The following is a 20,566-nucleotide window of genomic DNA, read 5'->3' as shown; positions in this document are numbered from 1 at the left end:
ACCGGCCGCACCGCCACCCCCTCCCGGGCCTGGTGCCACCACCCGGCCCGGGTCCCGCCTGCGCCCGGCGGGCGGGCCGGGCGCAGGCGGGCCAGCACCGCGGCGGAGGCGGCGAAGCTGGCGGCGTTGATCCAGAACGCCGGGCCGTAGCCGACCCACGCCACCACGGCGCCGGCCGCCGGCGCCAGCACGATCTGGGAGAGCACCGCGGCGGTCCAGATCCCGGAGTTCGCCGCGATCAGCTCCTCCTCGTCCACCAGGGCGGGCAGGACCGCCCCGGCGGCCGGGTTGAAGAACACTGAGGCCGCCGACAGGCCGAACGCCACCGCGTAGATCGCCGGGACCGAGTCGGCCACCAGCGGCAGGACCGCGGCCAGCACGACACGCGCCAGGTCGGCGGCCACCATCACCCGCACCGGCGAGAGCCGGTCGACGACCACCCCGGCGAACGGGGCCAGCAGCAGCACCGGCACGATCTCCGCGGCGACCACCCCGGCCACCCCCACGTCGGAACCGGTCCGGTCCAACACCAGCAGGCTCAGCGCGACCGTGGCGAAGGCGTCCCCCCACGCCGAGGCGGTCCGCGCCGCCCACAGCCGGCGGTAGCCGGGGCGGGAGAACACCGGGCGCAGCCCGGTGCCCGGCCGCCCCGGCCGGCGCCCGCTCAGCGGACCCTCGCCATGCCGTGCCCGCGGCGGGCGGGCCTTCCTGCGCCGCCGCGCCCCGGGGCCGCCTCCTCGGTGCGGGCGGTCTCGCCCCCGCACCGCAGGCCCGGGCCCCGACGCGCCTCGCCCTGGACAGGTGGCATGATCTGCGTCTTCTTCCTCTCGTACGGCATAGGCTGACGACGCTAAAACCTTCACCCTGGGGGAAGGTCAAACCCGGGCCGGGACCGGTAAGGGAGGGGCCGATGGCCGCGACGATGACGGTGGGACAGGTCGCCGAGGCCGCCGGGCTCTCCCGCAGGGCCGTGCGCCTGTACGAGGAGCGCGGACTGCTGCCCCCGGCCCGGCGCACCCCGGCCGGCTACCGCCTGTACGACCAGAACGACATCGATACCCTCACCTTCATCCGCCGCGCCCGCGCCCTGGACCTCTCCCTGGACGACATCGGCGCCATCCTCACCCTCCGCCGCGCCGGCACCGCCCCGTGCACCGCGGTACGGAACCTGCTCGACACCCGTATCGCCGAAATCGACCGGGCCATCACCGACCTGCAGGCCCTGCGCGCCACCCTCACCGCCACCCGCCAGGCCACCGCCGACCCCAGCGCCACGCCGGAACCGGCCGGAGGGGTCTGCCCGCTCATCGACCGCTGACCCGCGCCACCGGCCGCGCCGCCCCTCACGGATCCAGCCCCCAGGGGCGCCGCCGGCCGGATTCGCCGCGGCCTCTGCCCCGAGAGGTCCGGGGCCGGTTCAGGACTGCTGGCGGCGCAGCCGAGCCAGGACGTGGGCGGCGTCGCGGTCCACCCCGCGCAGGGTCTTGGAGGAGAAGGAGCGCTGAAACTCCAGGCCGACGAAGCCGAGCCCGGGAACGGTGGCGATGCCGCTGCGGTGGACGGGCCGGCCCTGTGCGTCCAGGGTGCCGCTGTCGGTCAGGTAGGGGAAGGCGGGGCGGTAGCCGATGGCCTGCAGAACAGTGTCGACCACCTCCGCGGAACCGTCGGCCCACACCACCCCTCGCGGGCGAGGCGGGTGAACATCTCCCGCCGATCCACGTTGTGCTCTTCGAGGGCGGCGCCAGCGGCCGTTGTCGCGCACCGAGACCGGCAGTCTGTGCAGCCACCGGCTCAGTGGGGCGACATCGAGGCCGGTGTGGGCCAGCCACCAGTGCAGGTTTTTTCCGAGCGGACGCTGCGGCAGCCAGCCGATGGGACGGCGGGTGGCCAGGGTGACGTCGGCGACGGCACCGAGTTCGGCGGCGATCTGGATGGAGGAGTTGCCGCCGCCGACCACCACGATCCGCTGTCCGGCGAAGGGTTCAGGGGTGCGGTAGTCGGCGGCGTGCAGGATCCGGCCGCCGTACTCCGCCCGCCCGGGCAGGTCCGGGACGTGGGGGGTGCCGTAGTCGCCGGTCACCGCCATCAGCGCCCGCGCGGTGAACTCCCGGCCGCCCTCGGCCCGTACCACCCAGGTGCCCTGCTCGCGGGGGGCGGCGGCCGCGGGGTGGGCGAGGACGTCCACACCCGGCAGGGCACTGTCCCGGTGGGCCACGAGGTCGAGCAGGTGCCGGTGCCGTCGGCGGCGGCGCCGGATGTGCACCTGGCTCAGGGCCAGGGTGCCGAGACGGGCCGCGAGGACGAGCCCGGCGGTGCCCGCCTGCGGGGTGCCGGAGCCCGTGAACAGCTGGAGTGGATTGCCGACGAGGCGATCGAGGCAGACGGCAGCGCCGCGATCTGGCTGGCCCGCCCGGCGACGGCGGCGCAGGAGCGCGAACTGGCCCGCGGCATGGCCGACGCCCGCGCCGCCCTGGGCCTGGCCACCACCGCAGCCGCAGCCTGGTGGTGACCTGAGACGCCGGCCGTCCGCGGGTCCGATGTCGCCGATCGCCAGGTCCTCTGGCCGGTGGTGTGACTACGGGGCGGCACCGCACCCAGGTTGCGTCACCGGTTCCGGCCTGCACGGCAGCGGATCCGCTCCGCATCAGACCGACTCTCCGGCGTCGGCCCATTCCCTGAGTCACCGCCGGATGACCGGGCGGCATGCCCTGTGCTCAGGCAGACGACGACCCGGCGGGGGCGGCAGGCGCTGTTGCCGGTAGTCTTCCCCAGCGGCCTGGGCAGTCTGTCCGGAGCGTGCGGTTCCGCTGACGCCTCCGAACTGCTGGAGGGGTTCGGTCGTACGGTGTACGCCATCGGCCAGACCCCGCACGTCGGCCTGGACCCCCAGGTCTTCGATTCGAGCGGGACGGCAAACCGCGCGTCGGCTGGGACGCGGTCGAGGCGACCTTCCCCCGGATACCTGGACGTTCTTCAACGCCTACGCCGATCCGCCGCGCCTTCTGACCGACGGCCGGTCCGCGTGGAGGAGCGATGTCCCCGCCGCCCTGACCGACCGGAACCTGCGGCCGGGCCGGTCCGTGACCGGGCGGCTCTTCTCGCCCGCCCGGCCGGCGACGACCGGCGGGACCCGGCCACGGAGCGGTGAGTGGCCGCTGCCCTGGCCGACCTCATCGGCTCCGACCCCGAACACCTCCGATCATGACCGCTCGTTCTTCGAGCCGGGGCGACATCGCTGACCCTGGTGCGCGTGCACCGCGTCCTGAGGAAGGAACCGGGGACCCTGCCCGTACGCCACCTCTTCGCGCATCCCTCGATTCGCGCCCTGGCGACCGGGTCAACCGAGGAGAAGGGGCCGTCTTCCACCGGGCGGACACTCAGAACCGGCGGACCGACGACCGCTCTGCCCCGCCCACCGATCCCCTTATCGCCGGGGCCCGGCGACGGTAAGGGCAGCGCCGCGACCGCCGTGGGGCAAGGCGCTGAACAAAGAGAGCCATGGAGGTTCGGGACGGTTGCGGACCTCCGCGGGAGGGGCGCGCGAGCCGCACCGGACGTCCTCGCGCCGCTCCGGCAGCCGATAAGGCGCCCAGGCCGGCGCCCGTTCCCTGCGGGTGCCGGCCCGGGCGTCGGCAGGGAAATCGCATTCCCCGGCGAATGGTTGTGAGGCTCAGCCGTGCCCCTCAGCGTTTCTGGCGCCGGAGACCCTCCGGGGGGAATCGCCCCAGAGCGCCGGACGCCGAGCGCATCGGGCGGACGACGGGGCGGGCCACGGTGGTGGGAGAACCGGTCCCGCCCCCGCCGGCGGTACGGGCCGTCAGGCCGTGCGCGGACCACTCGGCGGCAGTTGTTCGTCGGTGGCCCCCACCGCTCGTAGTCGGCGGTCGTCTCGAACAGGCACCGGCCGCCGCGCAGGGTCCCGTACGTCATCCGCCAGGTGAGGCGTTTCTCGCCGGAGGGCTCGGCCGACACCCAGCCTTTGTACTCCTGCTCGCCGACGCGGAAGGCGCCTCCTCTGACCGGCGGTACCACCACGGGCACATGGGGCTGCTGGTTATTGACCAGCAGCCCCCGTCCTTCAGTCGCTCCGCGATCCTCGCCCACAGCCGCCGGGCGCTGTTCAGGGGGCGAATGTCCCAGCACGTTCATGGCCACGACGGCCTGGAACCTGTCGGGGAACTCGTACGTCTGGGCGTCGGCGGCGACCACGGTGACGGCGGTGCGCAGGGAGGGGGGTCTGTCAGTCGGGCGAGCGGGGCGGTGCGCATGGCGGGGGAGGGCTCGGCAGCGAGCACGGGGACGCAGGGCAGCGCGGCACAGATGGCCCGTACACCGCGCCCGGATCCGGCGCCGAAGTCCACCATTGGTCCCGGCAACGCGGGGAGGGCTTTCAGCTCGGCGGTCAGGGCGGGGGATATGCCGTGCCGGAAACCGGCGATCAGCGGATCGATGTACGGGGCGGACGACGCGTAGGGATCAGACACCACCGACTCCTCTTCCGAGGACGGCGTGTGTGGGTGCGGTGAGGACGTTGTCCGCGTGGGATGGGGATACCGGCTATCGGCTCGTGTAGGGCAGCAGTGCCATCTCGCGGGCGTTCTTCCTACGGCACCGGTTGGGGCATCGCCGGAATCGCCGCTCCCCTGGCCGGGACGCGGCTCCTCCAGTCCAGCACGCCGGGGGTGGCTGCCTTGTGGGCGACCATGGCCGCCATCCGCCTGGCCCCGGCGGCTGCCCAGCCGGCCCTTGTCCGTGCCGCCGTCGACCGCCGCTGTCCGACTGCACCGGAGCACACGGCGCTTCCGGCTGGAACAGCGCCCGCCGCCCGGTCGGCGCCGGATCCTCGATGAGCGTCGCCTCCCGGACCGGCTTCATGCCCAGCGGGCGGCTTCTTGGCCGGTCTGCTCCCTGAGCGCCTCCGGACAGGCCGATCCATCCCTCCGCGCCGCCCGCGACCGCGCGACGGTCTCGCTCGATACGGCGAGACTGCCATCGGCCGCCGCGTCCCACGTCGCGGGCACCTTCCCCCGATTCGCACGGCGGCCGGGACGACACGGCCCCGCACCCGAGGGAACCGGCCGTCCTGTGCCGAGGCAGCCCATCGCGGGCGTGGACGGTGCGGTGGGCGTTCCGCTGCCAGCATCCGGGGCGGACGACCGGGCCCTGCTCGCCTGCCAGGGGAGGCGCATCACACCGGATTCAGGGCCGGAGTCCGGCTGCGGCGTCCGCCTCAGGGCAGGTCGCCGCCCGGGGGACGTCGCCGCCGTGCCGGGGGGAGCACAGCGTGGTGAATGCGATCTTCCAGGTGCCGTCCTGGAGGACGGCCGTGCCGGTGGTGTCGGTGGCCACCGGCACGGCCCTGGCGGCCACCGGGCTGGGCTGCGCGCGGCGGTGACCGCGCTGCACCGCGCCGGATATCTCGCCCCCGGCACGGCCGCGGCACCGGTGACCGGCTGACCCGGCCCGAGGGAGGGGGTGCGTCCCGGCCGGGTGGAGACGTCCGGCCGGGGCGGCCCGCGACCGGCGCGGCGTTAGGACGGGGACGGAGTGCCGCCGACGGGCAGGGGCTCGGAGGGGGAGCCGGTGTCGACGTGCATGGAGTCGGACACGTCGATGTTCCGCGGGATCCGGTCCTCGCCGGTGAACGCCTGCCACGCCGCCGCATGCGCCGCCCTCGCGGCGGCGACCGCGGCCCGGCGGGACGTCACCTAGCCGATTCCGCCGCCCGTGGTGTCCTGGCCGGTCGGGAGGGGCGACTGCTCCCGACGGCCGGGCCCGGCGTACGGCTCGGAGGGGTAGCCGGTGTCGAAGTGCATGTAGTCCGGCACCCTGATGTTCTGCCAGACCCAGCCCTCGTCGAGGAACGCCTGCCACACCAGGCCGCCCTTGAGAATCTTGCCCTTGCCCTCGGTGCGCGCGCTGTGCTCACCGCTGGGTGACCAGCACGTGCAGCGCAGGTCCTTCCAGGGGTTCTCCAGGGGGTTGATGTCCACGGCGCGGCCGTTGGCGTGCGGCGAGGCCGTGACCGGGGCGTTGATCTGGTCGGGGCGGCGGCAGTTGTAGGCGGCGGTGTTGTCGGCCCGCAGGCTGGCGTTGTTGTCCCCGCCGAACTCCTCCAGCGGTTTCATGCTGCGGATGGGGAACTCCGCGTCGAACAGCCGGGTGAAGATCCGCACGACGCTGTCCGCGGTGTCGGCGTTCACCACCAGGACGCCGCGGTGGATCTCGCCGTCGAAGCCGTGGTGGTTGATCTCCACCCGGCGCAGTTGAGCGCGATCGGTCACCGGGCACCCCTTGCGCACCATCCCGGCGGTCACCATCTCCTCCCACTGCGCCTGGGGCACCTCGCGGACGACCGGGTCCGCGGACGGGGCCGGGGAGGCCGAGGCGTCCGCCGGGGAGGCGGTGGCGGAGTCCGTGCCGTCCGTCGCGGTACAGGCCGTGGCGAGGAAGAGGGTCGCGAGGAGGAACGGCAGCCGTCGGCGGGCGGCGTGGCTCACTGTGCTGGTCCTTGGTCGTGACGGGCGGGATTGTGCGGGGAGGCGCCGGGCAGGGGGTGTTCGTACACGGCGAACAGGCGGCCTTCGGGGGTGTGGGACTCGCCGGTGCGCTGCCAGTCGAGCCGCTCGTAGAAGGGGCCCGCCCCTGCCGGGCCGGTCGCGGTGACCAGGGTGACCCGGGCGCAGCCCGCGTCCGCGGCGTCCTGGGTGAACCTCTCGACGAGGGCCGCCCCCAGCCCGAGCGAGCGGGCCCGGTCGGCCACCGCGACATGGGCGAGGACCGCGGTGACGCCGTCGCGGTCCGCGGCGGGAGGCTCCTGCCGGCGGTGGCGCGAGGGGAGGAGTTTGCGGCTGTACCGGCCCAGGCGGGTGCGCAGGAAGTGCAGCAGCAGCCCGGGCCGTGTGACGAGCGCGGTACAGGCGCGCAGGGCCAGGCGCCGGCCGTGGGTGCGCACCAGCCAGCTGCGGTGGGCGGCCGGATCGGTCACGCCGACGAGGAATCCGGCCGGAAGGCCCTCGGCCTCGGCGACGTAGGCCCGGGCGTGCGGACTGGTCAGGTAGGTGGCGGTGTAGGAGGTCAGGAAGCGGGGCCCGAGGCGGGCGAAGAAGCCGTCGGGAAAGTGGCGGCGGTGTTCGCCCACCACGAAGGGCAGGTCCTCGGGCTCCATCGGCCGCAGCGCGCAACCGAAGGGAAGCTCTCGGCGCGGGGAGGGTATCGGGGGCATGGGATCGGCGGCACCGGAGGGGTCGGAAGGGGGCAGGGCAGGGCTCGATGGCGCGGAAGCGCCTCGTTCGACGTCCACGCCCGCAAACTACTACACGGTGTAGAAGTTCATTGGCGGGGGTGCGGAGCTGCCGGTACTGTCGTCGCAGGCAGATCGTGCGAGCAGGAAGGCGGGGCGAAGGCGATGCGGCCGTTCGGCGAGTTGGAGGCCGACATCATGCGGGTGGTGTGGGCGCGCGGCGAGCCGCTGAGCATCCAGCAGATCACCGACGCCCTCAACGAGCAGCGCCCGCTGGCGTACACCACGGTGATGACGGTCACCGAACGCCTGCGCGGCAAGGGCTGGCTGGAGCGGGCCAAACAGGGTAGGTCCTACCGCTACAGCCCGCTGCGCTCGGCGGACGACTACACGGCCGAGCTGATGGAGCAGGTCCTGGAGTCCTCCACCGACCGGGCGAGCGCCCTGCTGCGCTTCGCCGGCCGCCTCGACGCCTCCGAGGCCGCCGCGCTGCGTGCGGCGCTGGACGATATGACGCCCGATCCGGGCACGGACCGCTGAGGGCCCGCCATGCTGATCATCACCGCTCTGCTGGCCCACGCGGCCCTGCTGGGGGTCTCTATGTCTTTCGTCAAGCGAGGCGAGGGGTTCTGGGCTGGTAGAAGGTGCCGTCGCGGAGCATGGCGAACAGCACACTGATGCGGTGGCGGGCGAGGCGGAGCAGGGCCTGGGCGTGGGTCTTGCCGCGGGCCCGGCAGCGGTTGTGGTAGATGCGGGAGGCGGGATCGTGCGGGGTGGCGAACGCGGAGGGGAACATCGCGCGTTCGAGCTGCCGGTTCCCGATCCGGGGCGTGTTCGCCGTGGATGGAGGTGCCCGACGACTTGGTCGTGGGGGCGAGGCCCGCGTAGGAGGCGAGGTGGGCGGCGCTTGGGAACGAGGTGCCGTCGCCGACGGTGACCAGCAAGGTGGCGGCGGTCCTGACGCCGACGCCGGCCGCACCACCGCCCTGCTCACCGGCCTCGTCCTGCCCGAGGACGGCGAGCGGATCGTGCACGGCACCGTGGACTTCACCAGCGGCTACTTCCTGCGCGCCGCCGCCCTCGCCGCCGAGGCTGGCTGTGGGCTCGGCTTCATCCACGCCCACCCCGGCGGCCGCGGCTGGCAAGCCCTGAACACCGTCGACCACGCGGCCGAGGCCGCCTTCGCCGCCCAGACCCAGGTGATCACCGGCCGCCCGCTGGTCGGCCTGACCTTCGCCGGCACCGACGCCGGCCACGGCGCCCGCATCTGGCAACAGCACGCCCCGCGCCACTATCTCCCCACCGAGGCGGAGAGCGTCCGGGGCGCCGGCGACCGCCTCGCGGTCACCTTCAACGACCGCCTCCTCCCCGTGCCGACGGCCACCACCCGGCAGGTGCGCACCGTCTCCGCCTGGGGCGCCCCGGCCCAGGCCGACCTGGCCCGGCTCCACATCGGGATCGTCGGATGCGGCTCGGTCGGCATGCTGATCGTCGAGGCCCTGGCCCGCACCGGCATCCAGCGCCTGAGCCTGCTGGACTTCGACACCGTCGAGGACGTCAACCTCGACCGGCTGCTGCACGCCACCGCCCGCGACGTGCGCCTGCACCGGGCCAAGGCCGACCTCGCCGCCCACGCGGCCCGCCGCGCCGCCACCGCCGCCCACTTCCGCGCCACACCCCACGAGGCGAGCGTGGTGGAGCCCGACGGCTTCGCCGCCGCGGCCGACTGCGACGTCCTCTTCTCCTGCGTCGACCGCCCCTGGCCGCGGGCCGCCCTCAACCTCCTCGCCCACACCCACCTCATCCCCGTCGTCGACGGCGGCATCGCGGTCGACGCCCGCGGCGGACGCCTGCGCGGCGCCGCATGGCGCGCCCATGTCGCCGCCCCCGGCCGCGCCTGCCTGGAATGCCTCGGCCAGTACGACCCCGCCCACGTCCAAGCCGAACGCGACGGCTCCCTCGACGACCCCGCCTACATCACCGGCCTGCCCGCCGACCACCCGCTGCGCCGCCAGGAGAACGTCTTCGTCTTCTCCACCGGCGCCGCGGCCGCGCAGCTGACCCAGTTCCTCACCATGGCCACCGCCCCGGGCGGGATCGCCGACACCGGCGCCCACCTGTACCACCTGACCACCGGCACCCTCGACCGCCGCGAAGAAGGCTGCACCCCCGGCTGCCCCTACGACGGACCCCTGCTGGCGCTCGGCGACGACACGCCCGTCACCGTCACCGGACGGCACCCGGCCGCCGAACAGGCACGCGCCACCCGCACCCGCGCAGCACACCGTTGGCCGCTCCGCGCCCGGCGCGCCGTCGACGACCTCCTTCATCGCCTCGGGTGAGAACGCAACGACATGGGCTGTACCGGGCCCTGACGGTCCCACGACGGAGAGCTGGGATGGCCACGACCCGTTGCCACTCGGCCCGCAGGTCGTTGGCCGGCCGCCATGCACGGGCCGCGCGGTGTGTTCAGTCGGTGCGGCATCACGTTGCGGGGCTGGTTCGTCTCGCCTGCCAGTGTGTGGGCGCACAATGGCGACGAGTTACTCCTTGAGAGATTGCAGGAGCAGGATGGACAGACGCCTTATCCAGACCGCGGTCCTTGGAAGCCCGGAATCCGACGAGCCGGTGGTGTGTCCGGAGGACGCGGAGGAGCTGGATCGCTTCCGACGCGAGCACGCCAACGACACCTGGTGGTGCGGCATCAACCTGCCGGGCGGCTGTGGCCGTCAGCTGATGACCAAGCGGTACACCGACAAGGTCTGCCACTTCGCCCACTACCGGGACGGCGGTGACGAGCATCAGTGCAGCCGACAGGCCCGCGGCAGGGACAGCGCCAACCACCTGTTCGTGAAGGCGGACTTCGCAGCGTGGCTGCGCGCGCAGGGCGTTTCGGCTGAGTTCGAGTACCCCGAACCGCTCGGGTCCGCGGTTTTGGTCCGCTTGGAGGACGGGCGTGTTCTCCTGGTCCACCTCGACAAGGATCGGCCCGTCATGTGGGACGACGGCACGGTGTGGGAGATCGTGCTGGGGCCTGGAGTCCGGATCTCCCCGGATGCTCTCGCCCACCGCGGGCACGTCCACCGGATCCGCTTCGACAACGAACCCGGGGGCCGCCGCTCGGTCAAGGCCGGTATCGAGATGCCGGGGGTGGGATCCAGGTGGTTCGATCTGCACGAACTCGTCTTGACTGCGGACGGGCTGACCGCGGCGGACCAGCCCACAGCGGGTCAGTTCGCAGCGTCTGCACCCGCTCCGGCCACCACGGCGGCGAGCACACCGGTTCAGCGGACGATCGTGTCCGTCGCTCCCCCCGCCGTACGGAAGGTACCGGCCTCCCGGCAGCCCGATCCTGTCCGGCGAGCGGTGCTCCGACTCGACGGCGCCCTCCATGACAACCAGCCGAGACGAGTACTGGAGGCGATGCAGGCCGTCCAGAACCTTCTGGAGGAGGACGCCGGGCAGGACGCCCTTGAGGACTTGAGCGCCGCGCTGGCCCGGGGCGAGCGGTGGCGGGAGCAACGAGCGCGGCGCCGGAAGACGGTCGTCTCTCGCCTGAAGGAGGAGTTCGAGGCGGGACGGCCAATAGACACGCTGCTGAAGCAGGCCACAGACCTCGTGAGTGACCGGGATACGCCGGACCACGAGAGGGCTGTGGTCGACGACGTCAGGGCCCGCGCTCGGCACATGGAGGAGGAGCGGCGGAAGGCCCGGGAACGTGAGGAGGCCGAAAGGCGGGAAGCCGAAAAACGCGAGCAGGCTCAGCGCAGAGCCGCCGCACGCCAGGTGATAAAGGAGCGGGAGGACCGAGTCGCCCGGCAGGCCCGTGTGGAACAGCTGCAGCCCATCGCCGCAACCGTCCGCGGCGCGCTCAAGAAAGCCGCACGGGAGGGACGCACCACCACCTGGTCGGACCTACAGAGCCGGACCGGCCAGCGCCGACTGGGCCGCCTCAGCCACCAGGACAAGGTAGAGGTGCTCGTCCTGGTGGAGCGCGACACCAAGGCCGAGGACCCCTTGTGGTCGGTCCTCCTCGCCACCGGAGGAGACGTCGCCGCGCTGCAACTTCACCGCGATGTCGCGCACCGGCTCGGCCGGCCCCTCCCCGCCGACGACGCCGACCTCATCAACCAGCTGGCCGCCGAACGCGCCGAACTCCACCGGCAGTACCCGTGAGCCCATCCGCCTGCTGGCGCTCCGTGCCTCCACCGGCAGGCGGGTTCACCACAGAACCAGCCCAAGGTTCGCCCGTCCGGGTGCGCGCGACCCGCAGCTGATTCAACGATCGGCCGCGGCCGGGGTCACGCCCATGCCACGGCGCCCTCTCTGTCGGCGTGCGTCGTCTCGTCCTACGCTGCCGCGCATGGCACGTTCCTGGACGAGACTGCACGAGCACCTCGGGCACCCTCCCGGCCCGCTGACCTTCGACATGGTCCGCCAGGCCGCCGCGGACAACCTGCAGGAGTCGGACGACCTGGACTGGAAGGAGAGGCTTCCCCAGCCGCCCCGGGACGGGCGGTGGAACGAGTTCGCCAAGGACATCGCCGCCATGGCCAACACCCGCGGCGGCCTGCTGATCTTCGGAGTCAAGGACAAGACGACCGAACTCGTAGGCATCGACCCGGAGGCGGTCAACCTCCAGCAGTACGCCCAGTGGGTCCGCAACCACGTCCAGCCCTACCTACCGGACCTGGCCATGTTCTGCCTGGACGACGGCACCACGACCGTCCTGGTCGTGGACGTGCCGGCCAGCGAGATGGCGCCGCACTTCGTCTACGGCACATCGGCCAGGGACAAGGAACAGCAGGCCGCGATGGTCCCGTACCGCGACAAGGACCACACCGCCTGGATGGCCGAGCACCAGATCGAGCGCGCCTACCGCGACCGCTTCGCCCGCGCCGCCCGGGCCGAGGAAGAGGTCCAGCGGCACTTCGACCTCACCACCAAGAACATCGCGGCGCAGGCCACCGCCCCGTCGGCCTGGTTCATCGCCGTTTCCCGGCCTCACCGCCCGCTGCCCCTCGGCGCGCCCGCGCTCAGCCGGGACCAGGCCCGCGAGATCCTCCGCTCCGCCAGGACGCGGTCCGGCCAACTGCTGGGCCGGGCCTCGGTGCCGGGCCCCTTGGCAGGGATGGGGGGACACGCTCCTCAACCCGCGCCCAGGCCTGCGTCGCTGGGTGTGCAGCACGCTGGAGCTCCCCGTCGGTCGGGAGATCATCACCGAGCTGCACCACGACGGCACCGTGGTGATGGCCGCGAATCTGTCGAGGCTGCGCGGAAGAGAAGAGCCGCCGGGCGACGACGGTGATCTCCCCGTGCCGGAGCACTTGGTCGAAGCGTGTTGCTACGACCTCGTTGCCGCCGTTCAAGGACTACAGCGGAAACTCCGCCTGGACAGCACCCAGCAGATCACAGTGACGATCACGCCCACGGGTGGACCCAGAGCCCTGGCTCCCCTCACCTCCGTCTTCGGCGACGTCTACGGTCCCGGAAGCACACCCCCGTACGCCCGTCGACCTCACCACATCCAGCCCGTGCACGCCCTGTTCTCCCCGGCTGCGGGCGACGACGAGGGACGCGGCATCGCCGAGGAGGTGCACACCGACCTGATGAACCAGTTCGGACTGTAGCCAAGGACGTATACGTGTCGAGGTGGGCCTCGGCCGCCGGGTGGCCCGCTGTGTCAGTCGGCGGCCGCGGGGAGGAGCTCGACGCGGCTCTGTGCGCTCCAGTGGCGGAGGCCGGGGTGCATGTCCGGGCTCCAGGCACCGAGGTCGACGTGCCCTTCGCGGGTGATCTGTTCGGGTTCGGCCAGACCGTAGTTCTGGAAAAGGTCGCCCAGGACCAGTGAGGCGGCCTGGACCAGGCCGGTGCCGCCGTCGGCCAGGTCTTCCAGCAGGACCTGGGCCTCTCCCGTGGCGCTGTCGTGCGCCTGGGTGCTCAGCCGCCGGACGTACGGGGAGATGGGCACCCCCGGGTCGTGCACGAGATGCAGCGGAGCGGGATCCTCCTGGAGGACTGCGCTACTCCTGTGCCGGCTCGGGTGGGAGGTGGGCCGGCTCCACAAACCGGCTCGCACGGTCGCGGCGCCAGAGGCGCCGGTGCGGGTGACAGCGTGGCGGGCCAGGTGCCGCAGGGCGGCCAGTGCGTAGAACACCACGGCATCGGTGTGGGCCCCCAGGATCGGTTCCTGGAAGCTGTCGAGGCGACCCATGGTCGCCCCCACGGGCAGGCCCAGGCCCCGAACCGTCCGTGTGGAGTTCCGCGTAGAAGCCCGGCTGCGGGCAGCGGTCGCTCAGCAGAAAGCGGCGGCGGCCGAGCCGCACGTCCCGGAAAACCGGGTCACCGCGGCCGGGCAGCGGGGCATCGCGCATCGCCTCGTGCCGGACCCGGTTGAACACCCCCTGATCGATGACCTGCTCACCAGGGATGTCGGGTACGAGGCAGACGGTCAGAACGGGCACGGTGCACTTGGCCTCGACCAGCGCGTCCAGGTGATGATCTGCGTTGGTTTGTCGGTGTGGTTTCGGTGTTGGTGTGTCAGTGGTCCGGGGTGGTGTTGGCCCTGGTCGGGGTGGTGACGGCGGGTGTTGTGCCGCTGACATCGGTTGCCGACACGGCGCTGACGTTTTTGACGGTTCGCCGGGTCATGGTGGTGCCGATCGGTATCACGGTTCGGTGTGTGTGCTGGTCGGTGTCGGGAGGCGGAGGCGTAGCAGCTTGGTGCAGGTGGCGAGGTGGATGCCGTTGCGGGCGGTGACGAGGGGGAGGAGGGCGGCGTCGGGTGGGCGGCCGTCCAGGTGGTGGTAGCGGGCGGCGGCGTTCAGGAGGGGGCGGGCCCAGGTGGGGAGGGGGTGGAGGCGGCAGCGGCGGTGGGCGGGGCTGTCGTGGGTCTTGAGGTGGGTGGCTGCGGTGTCGATGTCGGTGCCGCGGATCAGGGCGAGGCGTTCGAGGCCGGCCCCGGTGAGGGTGGCGGCGGCCGGTGCCGCCGCGTGCAGGGGGTGGGCGAGGGTGTGCAGCCGCGCGGTGAGGTGGCCGGTCGTCTGGTCGTGGTCGTCTGGCTCGGCCGCGGTGGCCGGGGTGATCGCGGAACAGGGTTGCTCGGCTCCGGGGCACTGCACCCGCGGCGGCCGGGGCACCACCTGGCCCCGGCTCGGCCGGGGTGGGCTGATCCATGCCGTCTGGTGCCGCCCCGGAAGGGGTTGGTCGTGCGGTCGGCCGGCTGTGCCGTGCCGCGCCGGTGTGTGCCGTGGCTGCTGTGGTTGTGTGAGAGCGGTGGGGAGGTCTTCGGTCAGCCGGTAGGCGGTGCCGTCCAGCGCTGTGGCCAGGACGCTGGTGGGGCGGGTGTGCCAGAGCAGGGTGAGGCGGATTCCGTTGCGCCGGCGCAGACCGAGCAGCTGGTGGAGGCGGCGGGTGGTGAGCTGGTGGGCGCGGGTGACGATGAGGTGGTCGATGCCGTGTGCGCTGGTCCAGGCGCAAGCGGCGTTCCAGGGGGGGTGGAGGGAGTCGGCCCAGGTGCCGTGCTGTTCCCTGGTTCCGATGACGGTTTTGCCGAGCGCGTGGAGCACGTCCTGGGCCAAGGCGGCAGCAGTGCCGACCGCTGGTGTGGGGTGCACGGTGATACGGCCCGCTGCCGGGGCATGGGCGTCCAGGGCCGCTGCGGTGAAGGCGGGGTGGTCGCTGTGGTCGATGACGACGGTGACGGGCGTTTGGCCGTGGTGGTGAGAGCCGCCTTCCGGCTCGCGTTGCCGCGGTGGCATCCGCACGCCTGCCCACGTGGGCACTACATGCCGCCGATCTTGCTGTAGACCCAGTGGATGAGTTCTTCGTCGATCTGGGCGAGGTTCTTTTTGCGCATGCCGGTCAGGACGTGGGCGGTGATGTTGGCCCGGTTACGGAAGCTGCCATGGGCGGCCTGCTTGTCGATGGTCTCGATCAGCTTGACCTCCACCCCCGCCCACACGGGGTGGAAGGCGGGGATGGTCTGGCAGACCTCGGCCCGGGCCAGGCGGGTGAATTCCTGCCAGATGTAGATGCGGGAGGCGAGCATGGGCTCGCGGCGCAGGATCTTGTAGCAGCCGTCGCCGCCGGCGAAGATCACGGCGATGTCGGTGCGTTTGTCGTCCCACAGGTGCCGCCAGTACTCGAAGGAGGTCTTCTTCATCCACTGGGCCTCGTCGCAGACCAGGATGCGGAACTCCTCGGCGAGGGCGTCTTTGAGGAGGTTGTCGAACTCGATCGGCCGCGTGGGCGGCTCGCCGGGCAGGCCGAGGGCCTTGAACAGGCCGTGGCGGATGTCGCGGGGGGTGGGGCCGGCGCGCAGCTCCAGGCGGTAGGTGTTCTCCGGCGCGAGGTGCCTCAGCGCGGAGTTGACCGACATGGTCTTCCCCGACCCGGCCGGCCCGTACACGCACATCATCGCCTTCGCCTCGATGACGGCCTCGATGTTGTCCCGGGTCGTCGGCAAAGCGTCGGTACCGACCAGCTGGGCGTGTTCCAGGCCGAGGAAGTGGTCGTCGGCCTCGGGCGGCAGCAGACCGTAGTCCAGGTCGATCATCGCGGCTGGTTCTCCTCGTCGTCCGGTGCGGTGGTGGGGGAGGGGGTGGGGCGTGCCCAGGCGGCGGGCGCGGGGCCGTGGGGGATGTAGTCAGGCCGGGCCAGGGTCCGCCGGTCGCCGACCGCGGCGCCGTCGAGTTCGGCGTCGGCCGCCGCGGCGGTGAGTGAGCCGAGGCGCTTGGGGGCGGTGGCGGTGGTGACGGCTGCGAAGCGCTCACGCCGCAGCTTCTCGGCGGCCTTCAAGTCGGCTTTGAGCCGGCGTGCGGCCGCAGTGCGGGCAGTGCGTACGGCACGGATCTGGTCAGCGGTTGCGGACTGGGCGAGGAAGGCAGGCCCGAGGTGGCGGCCGGTGTCTGCGTCGAAGACCTCGACTTGGTTGTCGTGGTGCGGCAGATGCCGCACGATCACTTTGGTGCCGGTGCGGCCGACCATCCAGGGCGCCAGGTAGTCCCGGCGCCGCCACCGGATCCCGCTCGTCGTGATCGTGTAGGTGCGTCCGTCGTCTTCGAGAGCGAACGTGGCCAGCGCCTGGTCGGGCACGTCGGTGATCGGGGTGGGGTCGGCCTGCCAGGCCTCAAGAGGCGTCTTGCCGCCCAACGCCGCCGGCTGGTGGGAGGTGTTCCACCAGCGCACCCACTCCAACAGCAGACCGACGAACGCCTCAAACGCAAGCGGCGGGGCATCTGGATCGGCAAGGCGACCGCCGGGGAGCTTCTGGCGGTGGGTGTAGCGCGGCAGGGTGACCAGGAACATTTCCTCCACCGCGTCGTTCAGCGCTTCGATGGTGCCCTTCAGGTGCGGGGAGTGGGCGGGCAGGTCGGTCACGGGCACGGCGAAGGCACCCATCGCCACGGTCACCGCCTCGCACAGGAACTCCCTGCCGCGGTCGACCCGAAGGCAGCCGGGCAGCCCGCCGATCGGCCCGAACGGTTCCGCGCGGCTGATCGCGATCCGCAAACTGGCCAGCACCGCGTCCCGGCTCGGGGCATGCGCGGTCACCGCCGCCCCGGTGATGACCTTGGTTGCGCAGTCGATGAACCACGTCACCCACGGGGTGACCAGCTCACCCTCCACGTCGACCTCGACGGGAAGGTGCTTGTGGTCGCCCTCCCAGACCGCGTTGCGGTGCGTGGGCGGCCGCTTGCCGAACACATCGTGGGCGCGCCGCGCGGCTTCCCCACTCTTCAGCCCCGCCCGCTCGCCACGAGACAGATCCCGGCGGATCGCCCGGTGCAGAGTCGACAACGACGGCACTGGCGCGGCCGACGGATCTGTCCGGGCCCGCTCCGCCAACTCGGCGTGCAGCCGGGAAGCGTTGCCGCCGTACAGGGCCAGCAAGCGCCGGATCTCCGCGGTGACCGTGAACCGCACCACCGGCCGACGGGCCAGACGGCCCTCGTTCCGGGCGGCGGCCAGCCATCGCCATACCGTCCGTTCCGACCGCCCGACCGAGGACGCCACCAGCCGCACATGCGCCGACGTCAGCTCCCCACGCGCCTCGAGCTCCAGCAGCCTGGGCACCGCAGCCGCCCGACCCAGCGCTGGGGAGAACACCGCCACTGCCGCCTGCTCGCCGTCGTCAGCCACCACGGCACCTCCCGTCCGTCAGAACGACATGCACAACGCTGTTCGGCCCCAAGTTCTCCATGGGATCGGCACCTGTCTGACGGAAATCGGCATTTCGATGACAGCAGCCTCTGACATCCGCTACAGGAACCCCTGTTACCCCTCAGCCGACCTTCACGTCGACCGCGCCGCAGGGCTTTCTGTCAGGAAAGCGATATGAACGATCGTTCGATGCCGGTATCTCGCCGCTACTTGGCGTGGCACGCTTGGCCTGCGTTTCCTTCGCTGTCGCGGGAGATCGCAAACCCTTTACGTTGCGTGCTTACGGTGCTGAGGGCACCACCACGCTCATCACGTCCAGCGCATGCCGAGGGCGGAGAGTTGTTCGATCCGCTCCGGTGTCAGTGTCACGGCGCGGGAGCGCTGGTTGTTCACCACCGGCCGCGAGGTGCCGATGTGGCGGCTGCTGTACGGCCCGTCGGGTCGGGAAGGCCACCCGCCGACGTCCGCCTTTCTACGGCCGTGCCGGCGGCTCGGGGGTGGCGTGTTCGAACGGTTCCCCCAGCCTGTCGGGCACCAGGTGCTGCACCGTCTTCGTGTCCGGTGCGTTCGGCGGGCGCCGCCCGGTGTCCGGGTCGGGCATGATCGGGCCCGGTCCCGCCGACCATCCCGGGCCGCGACCGCAACCGCTGATCTCTCCACCCGCTGTCCCTTCGAGGTGCCATGACCGACTATCTCCGGGCCGTGATCGACATGATCGGCCCCCCGGAGAACCGCTACGCCGACCCGGCCGCCTGGCAGCGCCTGGAGACCGGGCTCGGCCTGAGGTTCCCGGCCGACTACACGACGGTCGTGGACGCCTACGCGCCGATCCAGCTCAACGGGCACCTGTACCTGCACCACCCGGCCTCCCCGTCGTGGAACCTCGGGCAGTGGATCGAAGAGACCGTCCAGGCCTTCTCCGCGGTCGACTGGGACGGCCTGGACCTCGACGCCGACGAGGACCCGCGGCAGCTGTTCGGCCTGCCCGAGCTCGCCTTCGGGACCCCGGGCGGGCTGTGGCCCCTGGCGTCCACCGACCGGGGCGAGACCCTCTTCCTGGTCGGTGGGGCGAGCGGGCGGGACGAGCGGTTCGTGATCGCCGACGGCGACGGCTGGTGGGCCGAGCACCGGATGCCCTTCGCCGAGTGGCTCTACCGGTACCTGATCGGCGAGGACATGGCCGGCGAGAACAGCGCCGTCTTCTACCCGGGGCCGGTGAAGCGCGCGTACCTGCCCATGGCACCCGGGGAGAGCACCCGCGTCGCCTACGGCCCGGACCGCGGCATGTGAGCCACCAAGCCGATCAAGACATCCCTGTCACGCCCCCAGTTCCTCCAGTGCCTTGGCGTGTTCGCCCGGCAGCTTGGCCCGGCGTTGTTTTTGGTTGTTGAGCCAGATGCCGAGCTTGATCGGGTGCTGGTGCCCGGCCTCGTCGCGGACGGCCCCGATCCACTTCCTCGGCACCCAGGCGTGTCCTTCCCGGCGCTGGTACTGGCACAGCGTGGCCAGGGCGCGGTCCCAGGGACCGGCGGCGGGCATGGTGACCGTCTACGGTGCCGTTCTGCCTGCGGCATGTTTGGTCAGAACGGGTGGAAGCTTGGCTGGGTGGGGCCGATCTCGCCGTTCGCGGCCAGTTCTTCCAGGTCTTCCGGCTCGAGGAATTCCAGGGCTTCGGGGTCGATGCCGTGGTAGCGATCGACGTTGCGCAGGCGGTTGACGAAGGACAGCACGAAGCCGGTGAAGGGCCCGTCGAAGGTCTCGCAGCCCTCCTCGTGCGCCATGGTCACGATCGTCCACCGGTCGGGGTCGGTGTGGCAGGGCAGGAAGAAGTGCTCGTCGCCGCTGTGGTCATAGCCCCAGGAGATCAGACCGCCGGGCTCGGGGTGGAAGGGATGGGGGTAGCGCTCCGGCTCGCCTGCGGCCAGGGCTCTGCGGCGCCGGTCGGTGAACCGCTGGTGGACCTGCCGCATGCGGGGCAGCAGGGGAGCGGAGCCGTGCGGGTGGAAGACGACCAGCTCGCCGGAGACCACTCCGGTGCCGTAGGCGTCCAGGAAGGCTTTGAAGTCGCCGGGCAGCGGGGAGCCGACGTACCGCTCGACCTCGGCCCAGTCGTTCCCGCCGCGCGGTCGGTGGGCAGGCTCGCCCAGCACACCACGCAGCTCATCCAACCACGACACGCGCTGCTCCTCCGCCGGTTCAACGGGACACCAACCGCCGCCCCGGCCCGCCGTGGCCACCTGACTGAAGCGGCCACCGGCACACACAACGGTCGGCGGCCGGCCACCCTACGCGCCGGCTCAGACGACATGGCAGTCGACCCGGTGCTCCCCACAGTGCCCGGGGCCGTCCCTTGTTGGTTGGCCCCGCCCCGGTGCTGTCCCGGGCGCCATCGCTGTACCGGCAGGAGGTCTTACAGCCCCAGTTCCTCCAGTGCCTTGGCGCGTTCGGCGGGGAGGTTGCTGCGTCGTTGGCGTTGGTTGTTGAGCCATACCCCGAGCCGGATGGGGTGTTGGTGTCCGGTCTGGTCGTGGACGGTTTCGATCCACTTTCTGGGGACCCGGGTGTGTCCTTCCCTGGCCTGGTATTGGCGGAGGGCGGCGATGCCGCGGTCCCAGGCCGTGGCGCCTGCGGGTACCACCACCGCTCCCTCGTTCCCGGGGCCGGTCTCGTCGCCCGGCGCCGTCGCGGTGGGTTGGATGTCGAGGGCGGTGAGGCGTTGGCGTTGCCCGTCGGCCAGCTGCCCCCACTGGGCGCGTTGCCGGGCGAGCCAGAGTCCGACGTCCTCCCCGCCCACGGTCACCCCAGGCCGGATCTCGTCCAGGGTGGCGCCGCCGTCGATACAGGCTTTCACCTTGGCGTAGTGCCGCTGCCAGTCCACTGTCCAGCCCTGGGCGGCCGGGTTCCAATCCGGATCGATCTGGGCCAGCCGGGCCGCCCGCTCGGCCGCCCGTTGGGGGTTTTTGCCGAGTCCGCCGGGGCGGCGGCAGTTGGTGAGCCACTGCCCGATCGGCCGGCCCTCGGCCACCGCCGTCCGGGGTGCGCACAGCGTGCCGTGGACGGCGTGGTAGGCCCGTGCCGCGGCGAGGTTCTCCTCGAAGGCGGCGTCCGGCACCGACCACACCATCCCGGCTTCCTCCAGCAACTCCACCCGCCATTTCG

At 72.2% G+C, this 20,566-nt stretch carries 20 protein-coding genes and 1 pseudogene; 8 read left to right on the top strand and 13 right to left on the bottom strand.

The features are described 5' to 3' along the window. Window positions 1-623: MFS transporter (locus ACLIYP_RS22225; RefSeq protein ID WP_412714884.1), on the bottom strand; the 623-nt coding region annotated here is incomplete at its 3' end. 287 nt (window positions 624-910) lie between these two features. Between ACLIYP_RS22225 and ACLIYP_RS22220 the strand changes: the two genes are divergently transcribed. Then, window positions 911-1,318: a heavy metal-responsive transcriptional regulator gene (locus tag ACLIYP_RS22220; RefSeq protein WP_412714883.1), complete on the top strand. Its 408-nt coding sequence runs from the start codon at window positions 911-913 to the stop codon at window positions 1,316-1,318. 99 nt (window positions 1,319-1,417) lie between these two features. Here the strand turns inward: ACLIYP_RS22220 and ACLIYP_RS22215 are convergent, their stop codons facing one another. Continuing rightward, window positions 1,418-2,215 (bottom strand): NAD(P)-binding domain-containing protein, encoded by a 798-nt coding sequence (locus ACLIYP_RS22215; RefSeq protein ID WP_412714882.1) that lies wholly within the window; start codon window positions 2,213-2,215, stop codon window positions 1,418-1,420. Between ACLIYP_RS22215 and ACLIYP_RS22210 the strand changes: the two genes are divergently transcribed. Continuing rightward, on the top strand, window positions 2,207-2,509 hold the full coding sequence (locus ACLIYP_RS22210; protein WP_412714881.1) for a hypothetical protein: 303 nt from the start codon (window positions 2,207-2,209) through the stop codon (window positions 2,507-2,509). The genes ACLIYP_RS22215 and ACLIYP_RS22210 overlap by 9 nt on opposite strands. 3,022 nt (window positions 2,510-5,531) lie before the next feature. On the opposite strand, the gene ACLIYP_RS22205 is transcribed toward ACLIYP_RS22210, so the two are convergent. Genes ACLIYP_RS22205 through ACLIYP_RS22195 form a run of 3 tightly spaced genes read right to left on the bottom strand, consistent with a single transcriptional unit; the run spans window position 5,532 to window position 7,168 of the window. Continuing rightward, on the bottom strand, window positions 5,532-5,708 hold the full coding sequence (locus ACLIYP_RS22205) for a hypothetical protein (protein WP_412714880.1): 177 nt from the start codon (window positions 5,706-5,708) through the stop codon (window positions 5,532-5,534). Then, entirely contained in the window at window positions 5,709-6,500 is a 792-nt protein-coding gene (locus ACLIYP_RS22200; protein ID WP_412714879.1) for a M15 family metallopeptidase, read from the bottom strand. It lies immediately after the preceding gene. Beyond that, window positions 6,497-7,168: a GNAT family N-acetyltransferase gene (locus ACLIYP_RS22195; RefSeq protein ID WP_412714878.1), complete on the bottom strand. Its 672-nt coding sequence runs from the start codon at window positions 7,166-7,168 to the stop codon at window positions 6,497-6,499. The genes ACLIYP_RS22200 and ACLIYP_RS22195 overlap by 4 nt, the downstream gene beginning before the upstream one ends. A 240-nt stretch (window positions 7,169-7,408) precedes the next feature. Here ACLIYP_RS22195 and ACLIYP_RS22190 point away from each other — a divergent pair, with 240 nt between their 5' ends. Further along, on the top strand, window positions 7,409-7,783 hold the full coding sequence (locus ACLIYP_RS22190) for a BlaI/MecI/CopY family transcriptional regulator (protein ID WP_412714877.1): 375 nt from the start codon (window positions 7,409-7,411) through the stop codon (window positions 7,781-7,783). Between the two features lie 70 nt (window positions 7,784-7,853). Here the strand turns inward: ACLIYP_RS22190 and ACLIYP_RS22185 are convergent. Further along, window positions 7,854-8,214 (bottom strand): annotated as a pseudogene (locus tag ACLIYP_RS22185) (transposase); the annotation flags it as partial. On the opposite strand from ACLIYP_RS22185, the gene ACLIYP_RS22180 reads away from it, so the two are divergent. The 4 genes from ACLIYP_RS22180 to ACLIYP_RS22165 all read left to right on the top strand — a co-directional run bounded on the left by ACLIYP_RS22180 (window position 8,140) and on the right by ACLIYP_RS22165 (window position 12,873). Continuing rightward, window positions 8,140-9,585 (top strand): ThiF family adenylyltransferase, encoded by a 1,446-nt coding sequence (locus tag ACLIYP_RS22180; RefSeq protein ID WP_412714876.1) that lies wholly within the window; start codon window positions 8,140-8,142, stop codon window positions 9,583-9,585. The pseudogene ACLIYP_RS22185 and the gene ACLIYP_RS22180 sit on opposite strands and share 75 nt — an antisense overlap. Before the next feature lie 190 nt (window positions 9,586-9,775). Next, window positions 9,776-11,419, top strand: coding sequence for a competence protein CoiA family protein (locus ACLIYP_RS22175; protein WP_412714875.1), 1,644 nt, complete (start codon window positions 9,776-9,778; stop codon window positions 11,417-11,419). A 187-nt stretch (window positions 11,420-11,606) separates the two neighbouring features. Beyond that, window positions 11,607-12,551 carry an AlbA family DNA-binding domain-containing protein gene (locus ACLIYP_RS22170; protein WP_412714874.1) on the top strand — a complete coding sequence of 315 codons (945 nt, stop codon included), beginning with the start codon at window positions 11,607-11,609 and terminating at the stop codon, window positions 12,549-12,551. A gap of 7 nt (window positions 12,552-12,558) precedes the next feature. After that, a complete protein-coding gene (locus tag ACLIYP_RS22165; RefSeq protein WP_412714873.1) occupies window positions 12,559-12,873 on the top strand; it encodes a hypothetical protein in 315 nt (104 codons plus the stop codon). Window positions 12,874-12,926: 53 nt separating this feature from the next. Here the strand turns inward: ACLIYP_RS22165 and ACLIYP_RS22160 are convergent, their stop codons facing one another. The 4 genes from ACLIYP_RS22160 to ACLIYP_RS22145 form a co-directional block, all read right to left on the bottom strand. Next, window positions 12,927-13,457, bottom strand: a complete 531-nt coding sequence (locus ACLIYP_RS22160) for a hypothetical protein (protein WP_412714872.1) — start codon at window positions 13,455-13,457, stop codon at window positions 12,927-12,929. A 454-nt stretch (window positions 13,458-13,911) separates the two neighbouring features. Beyond that, complete coding sequence (locus tag ACLIYP_RS22155; protein WP_412714871.1) at window positions 13,912-15,003, bottom strand: hypothetical protein; 1,092 nt, start codon at window positions 15,001-15,003, stop codon at window positions 13,912-13,914. Window positions 15,004-15,026: 23 nt separating this feature from the next. Further along, window positions 15,027-15,800, bottom strand: a complete 774-nt coding sequence (locus ACLIYP_RS22150) for an AAA family ATPase (RefSeq protein ID WP_412714870.1) — start codon at window positions 15,798-15,800, stop codon at window positions 15,027-15,029. Next, complete coding sequence (locus ACLIYP_RS22145) at window positions 15,797-17,320, bottom strand: Mu transposase C-terminal domain-containing protein (RefSeq protein ID WP_412714885.1); 1,524 nt, start codon at window positions 17,318-17,320, stop codon at window positions 15,797-15,799. Before ACLIYP_RS22145 ends, ACLIYP_RS22150 begins: the two co-directional genes overlap by 4 nt. Window positions 17,321-18,088: 768 nt before the next feature. Between ACLIYP_RS22145 and ACLIYP_RS22140 the strand changes: the two genes are divergently transcribed. Continuing rightward, window positions 18,089-18,697, top strand: a complete 609-nt coding sequence (locus ACLIYP_RS22140; RefSeq protein WP_412714869.1) for an SMI1/KNR4 family protein — start codon at window positions 18,089-18,091, stop codon at window positions 18,695-18,697. A gap of 27 nt (window positions 18,698-18,724) precedes the next feature. Here the strand turns inward: ACLIYP_RS22140 and ACLIYP_RS22135 are convergent, their stop codons facing one another. The 3 genes from ACLIYP_RS22135 to ACLIYP_RS22125 all read right to left on the bottom strand — a co-directional run. Next, a complete protein-coding gene (locus ACLIYP_RS22135) occupies window positions 18,725-18,946 on the bottom strand; it encodes a helicase associated domain-containing protein (RefSeq protein ID WP_412714868.1) in 222 nt (73 codons plus the stop codon). Window positions 18,947-18,987: 41 nt separating this feature from the next. After that, window positions 18,988-19,584 carry a hypothetical protein gene (locus ACLIYP_RS22130; protein ID WP_412714867.1) on the bottom strand — a complete coding sequence of 199 codons (597 nt, stop codon included), beginning with the start codon at window positions 19,582-19,584 and terminating at the stop codon, window positions 18,988-18,990. 233 nt (window positions 19,585-19,817) lie between these two features. After that, window positions 19,818-20,566 (bottom strand): helicase associated domain-containing protein (locus ACLIYP_RS22125; protein WP_412714866.1); only part of this gene is annotated, 749 nt, incomplete at its 5' end.

The sequence above is a fragment of the Streptomyces nanhaiensis genome, from assembly GCF_046614825.1.
Lineage (GTDB): Bacteria > Actinomycetota > Actinomycetes > Streptomycetales > Streptomycetaceae > Streptomyces > Streptomyces radiopugnans.
The sequence above is the reverse complement of the archived record's forward strand: the minus strand, read 5'-3'. Positions and strand labels throughout refer to the sequence as shown.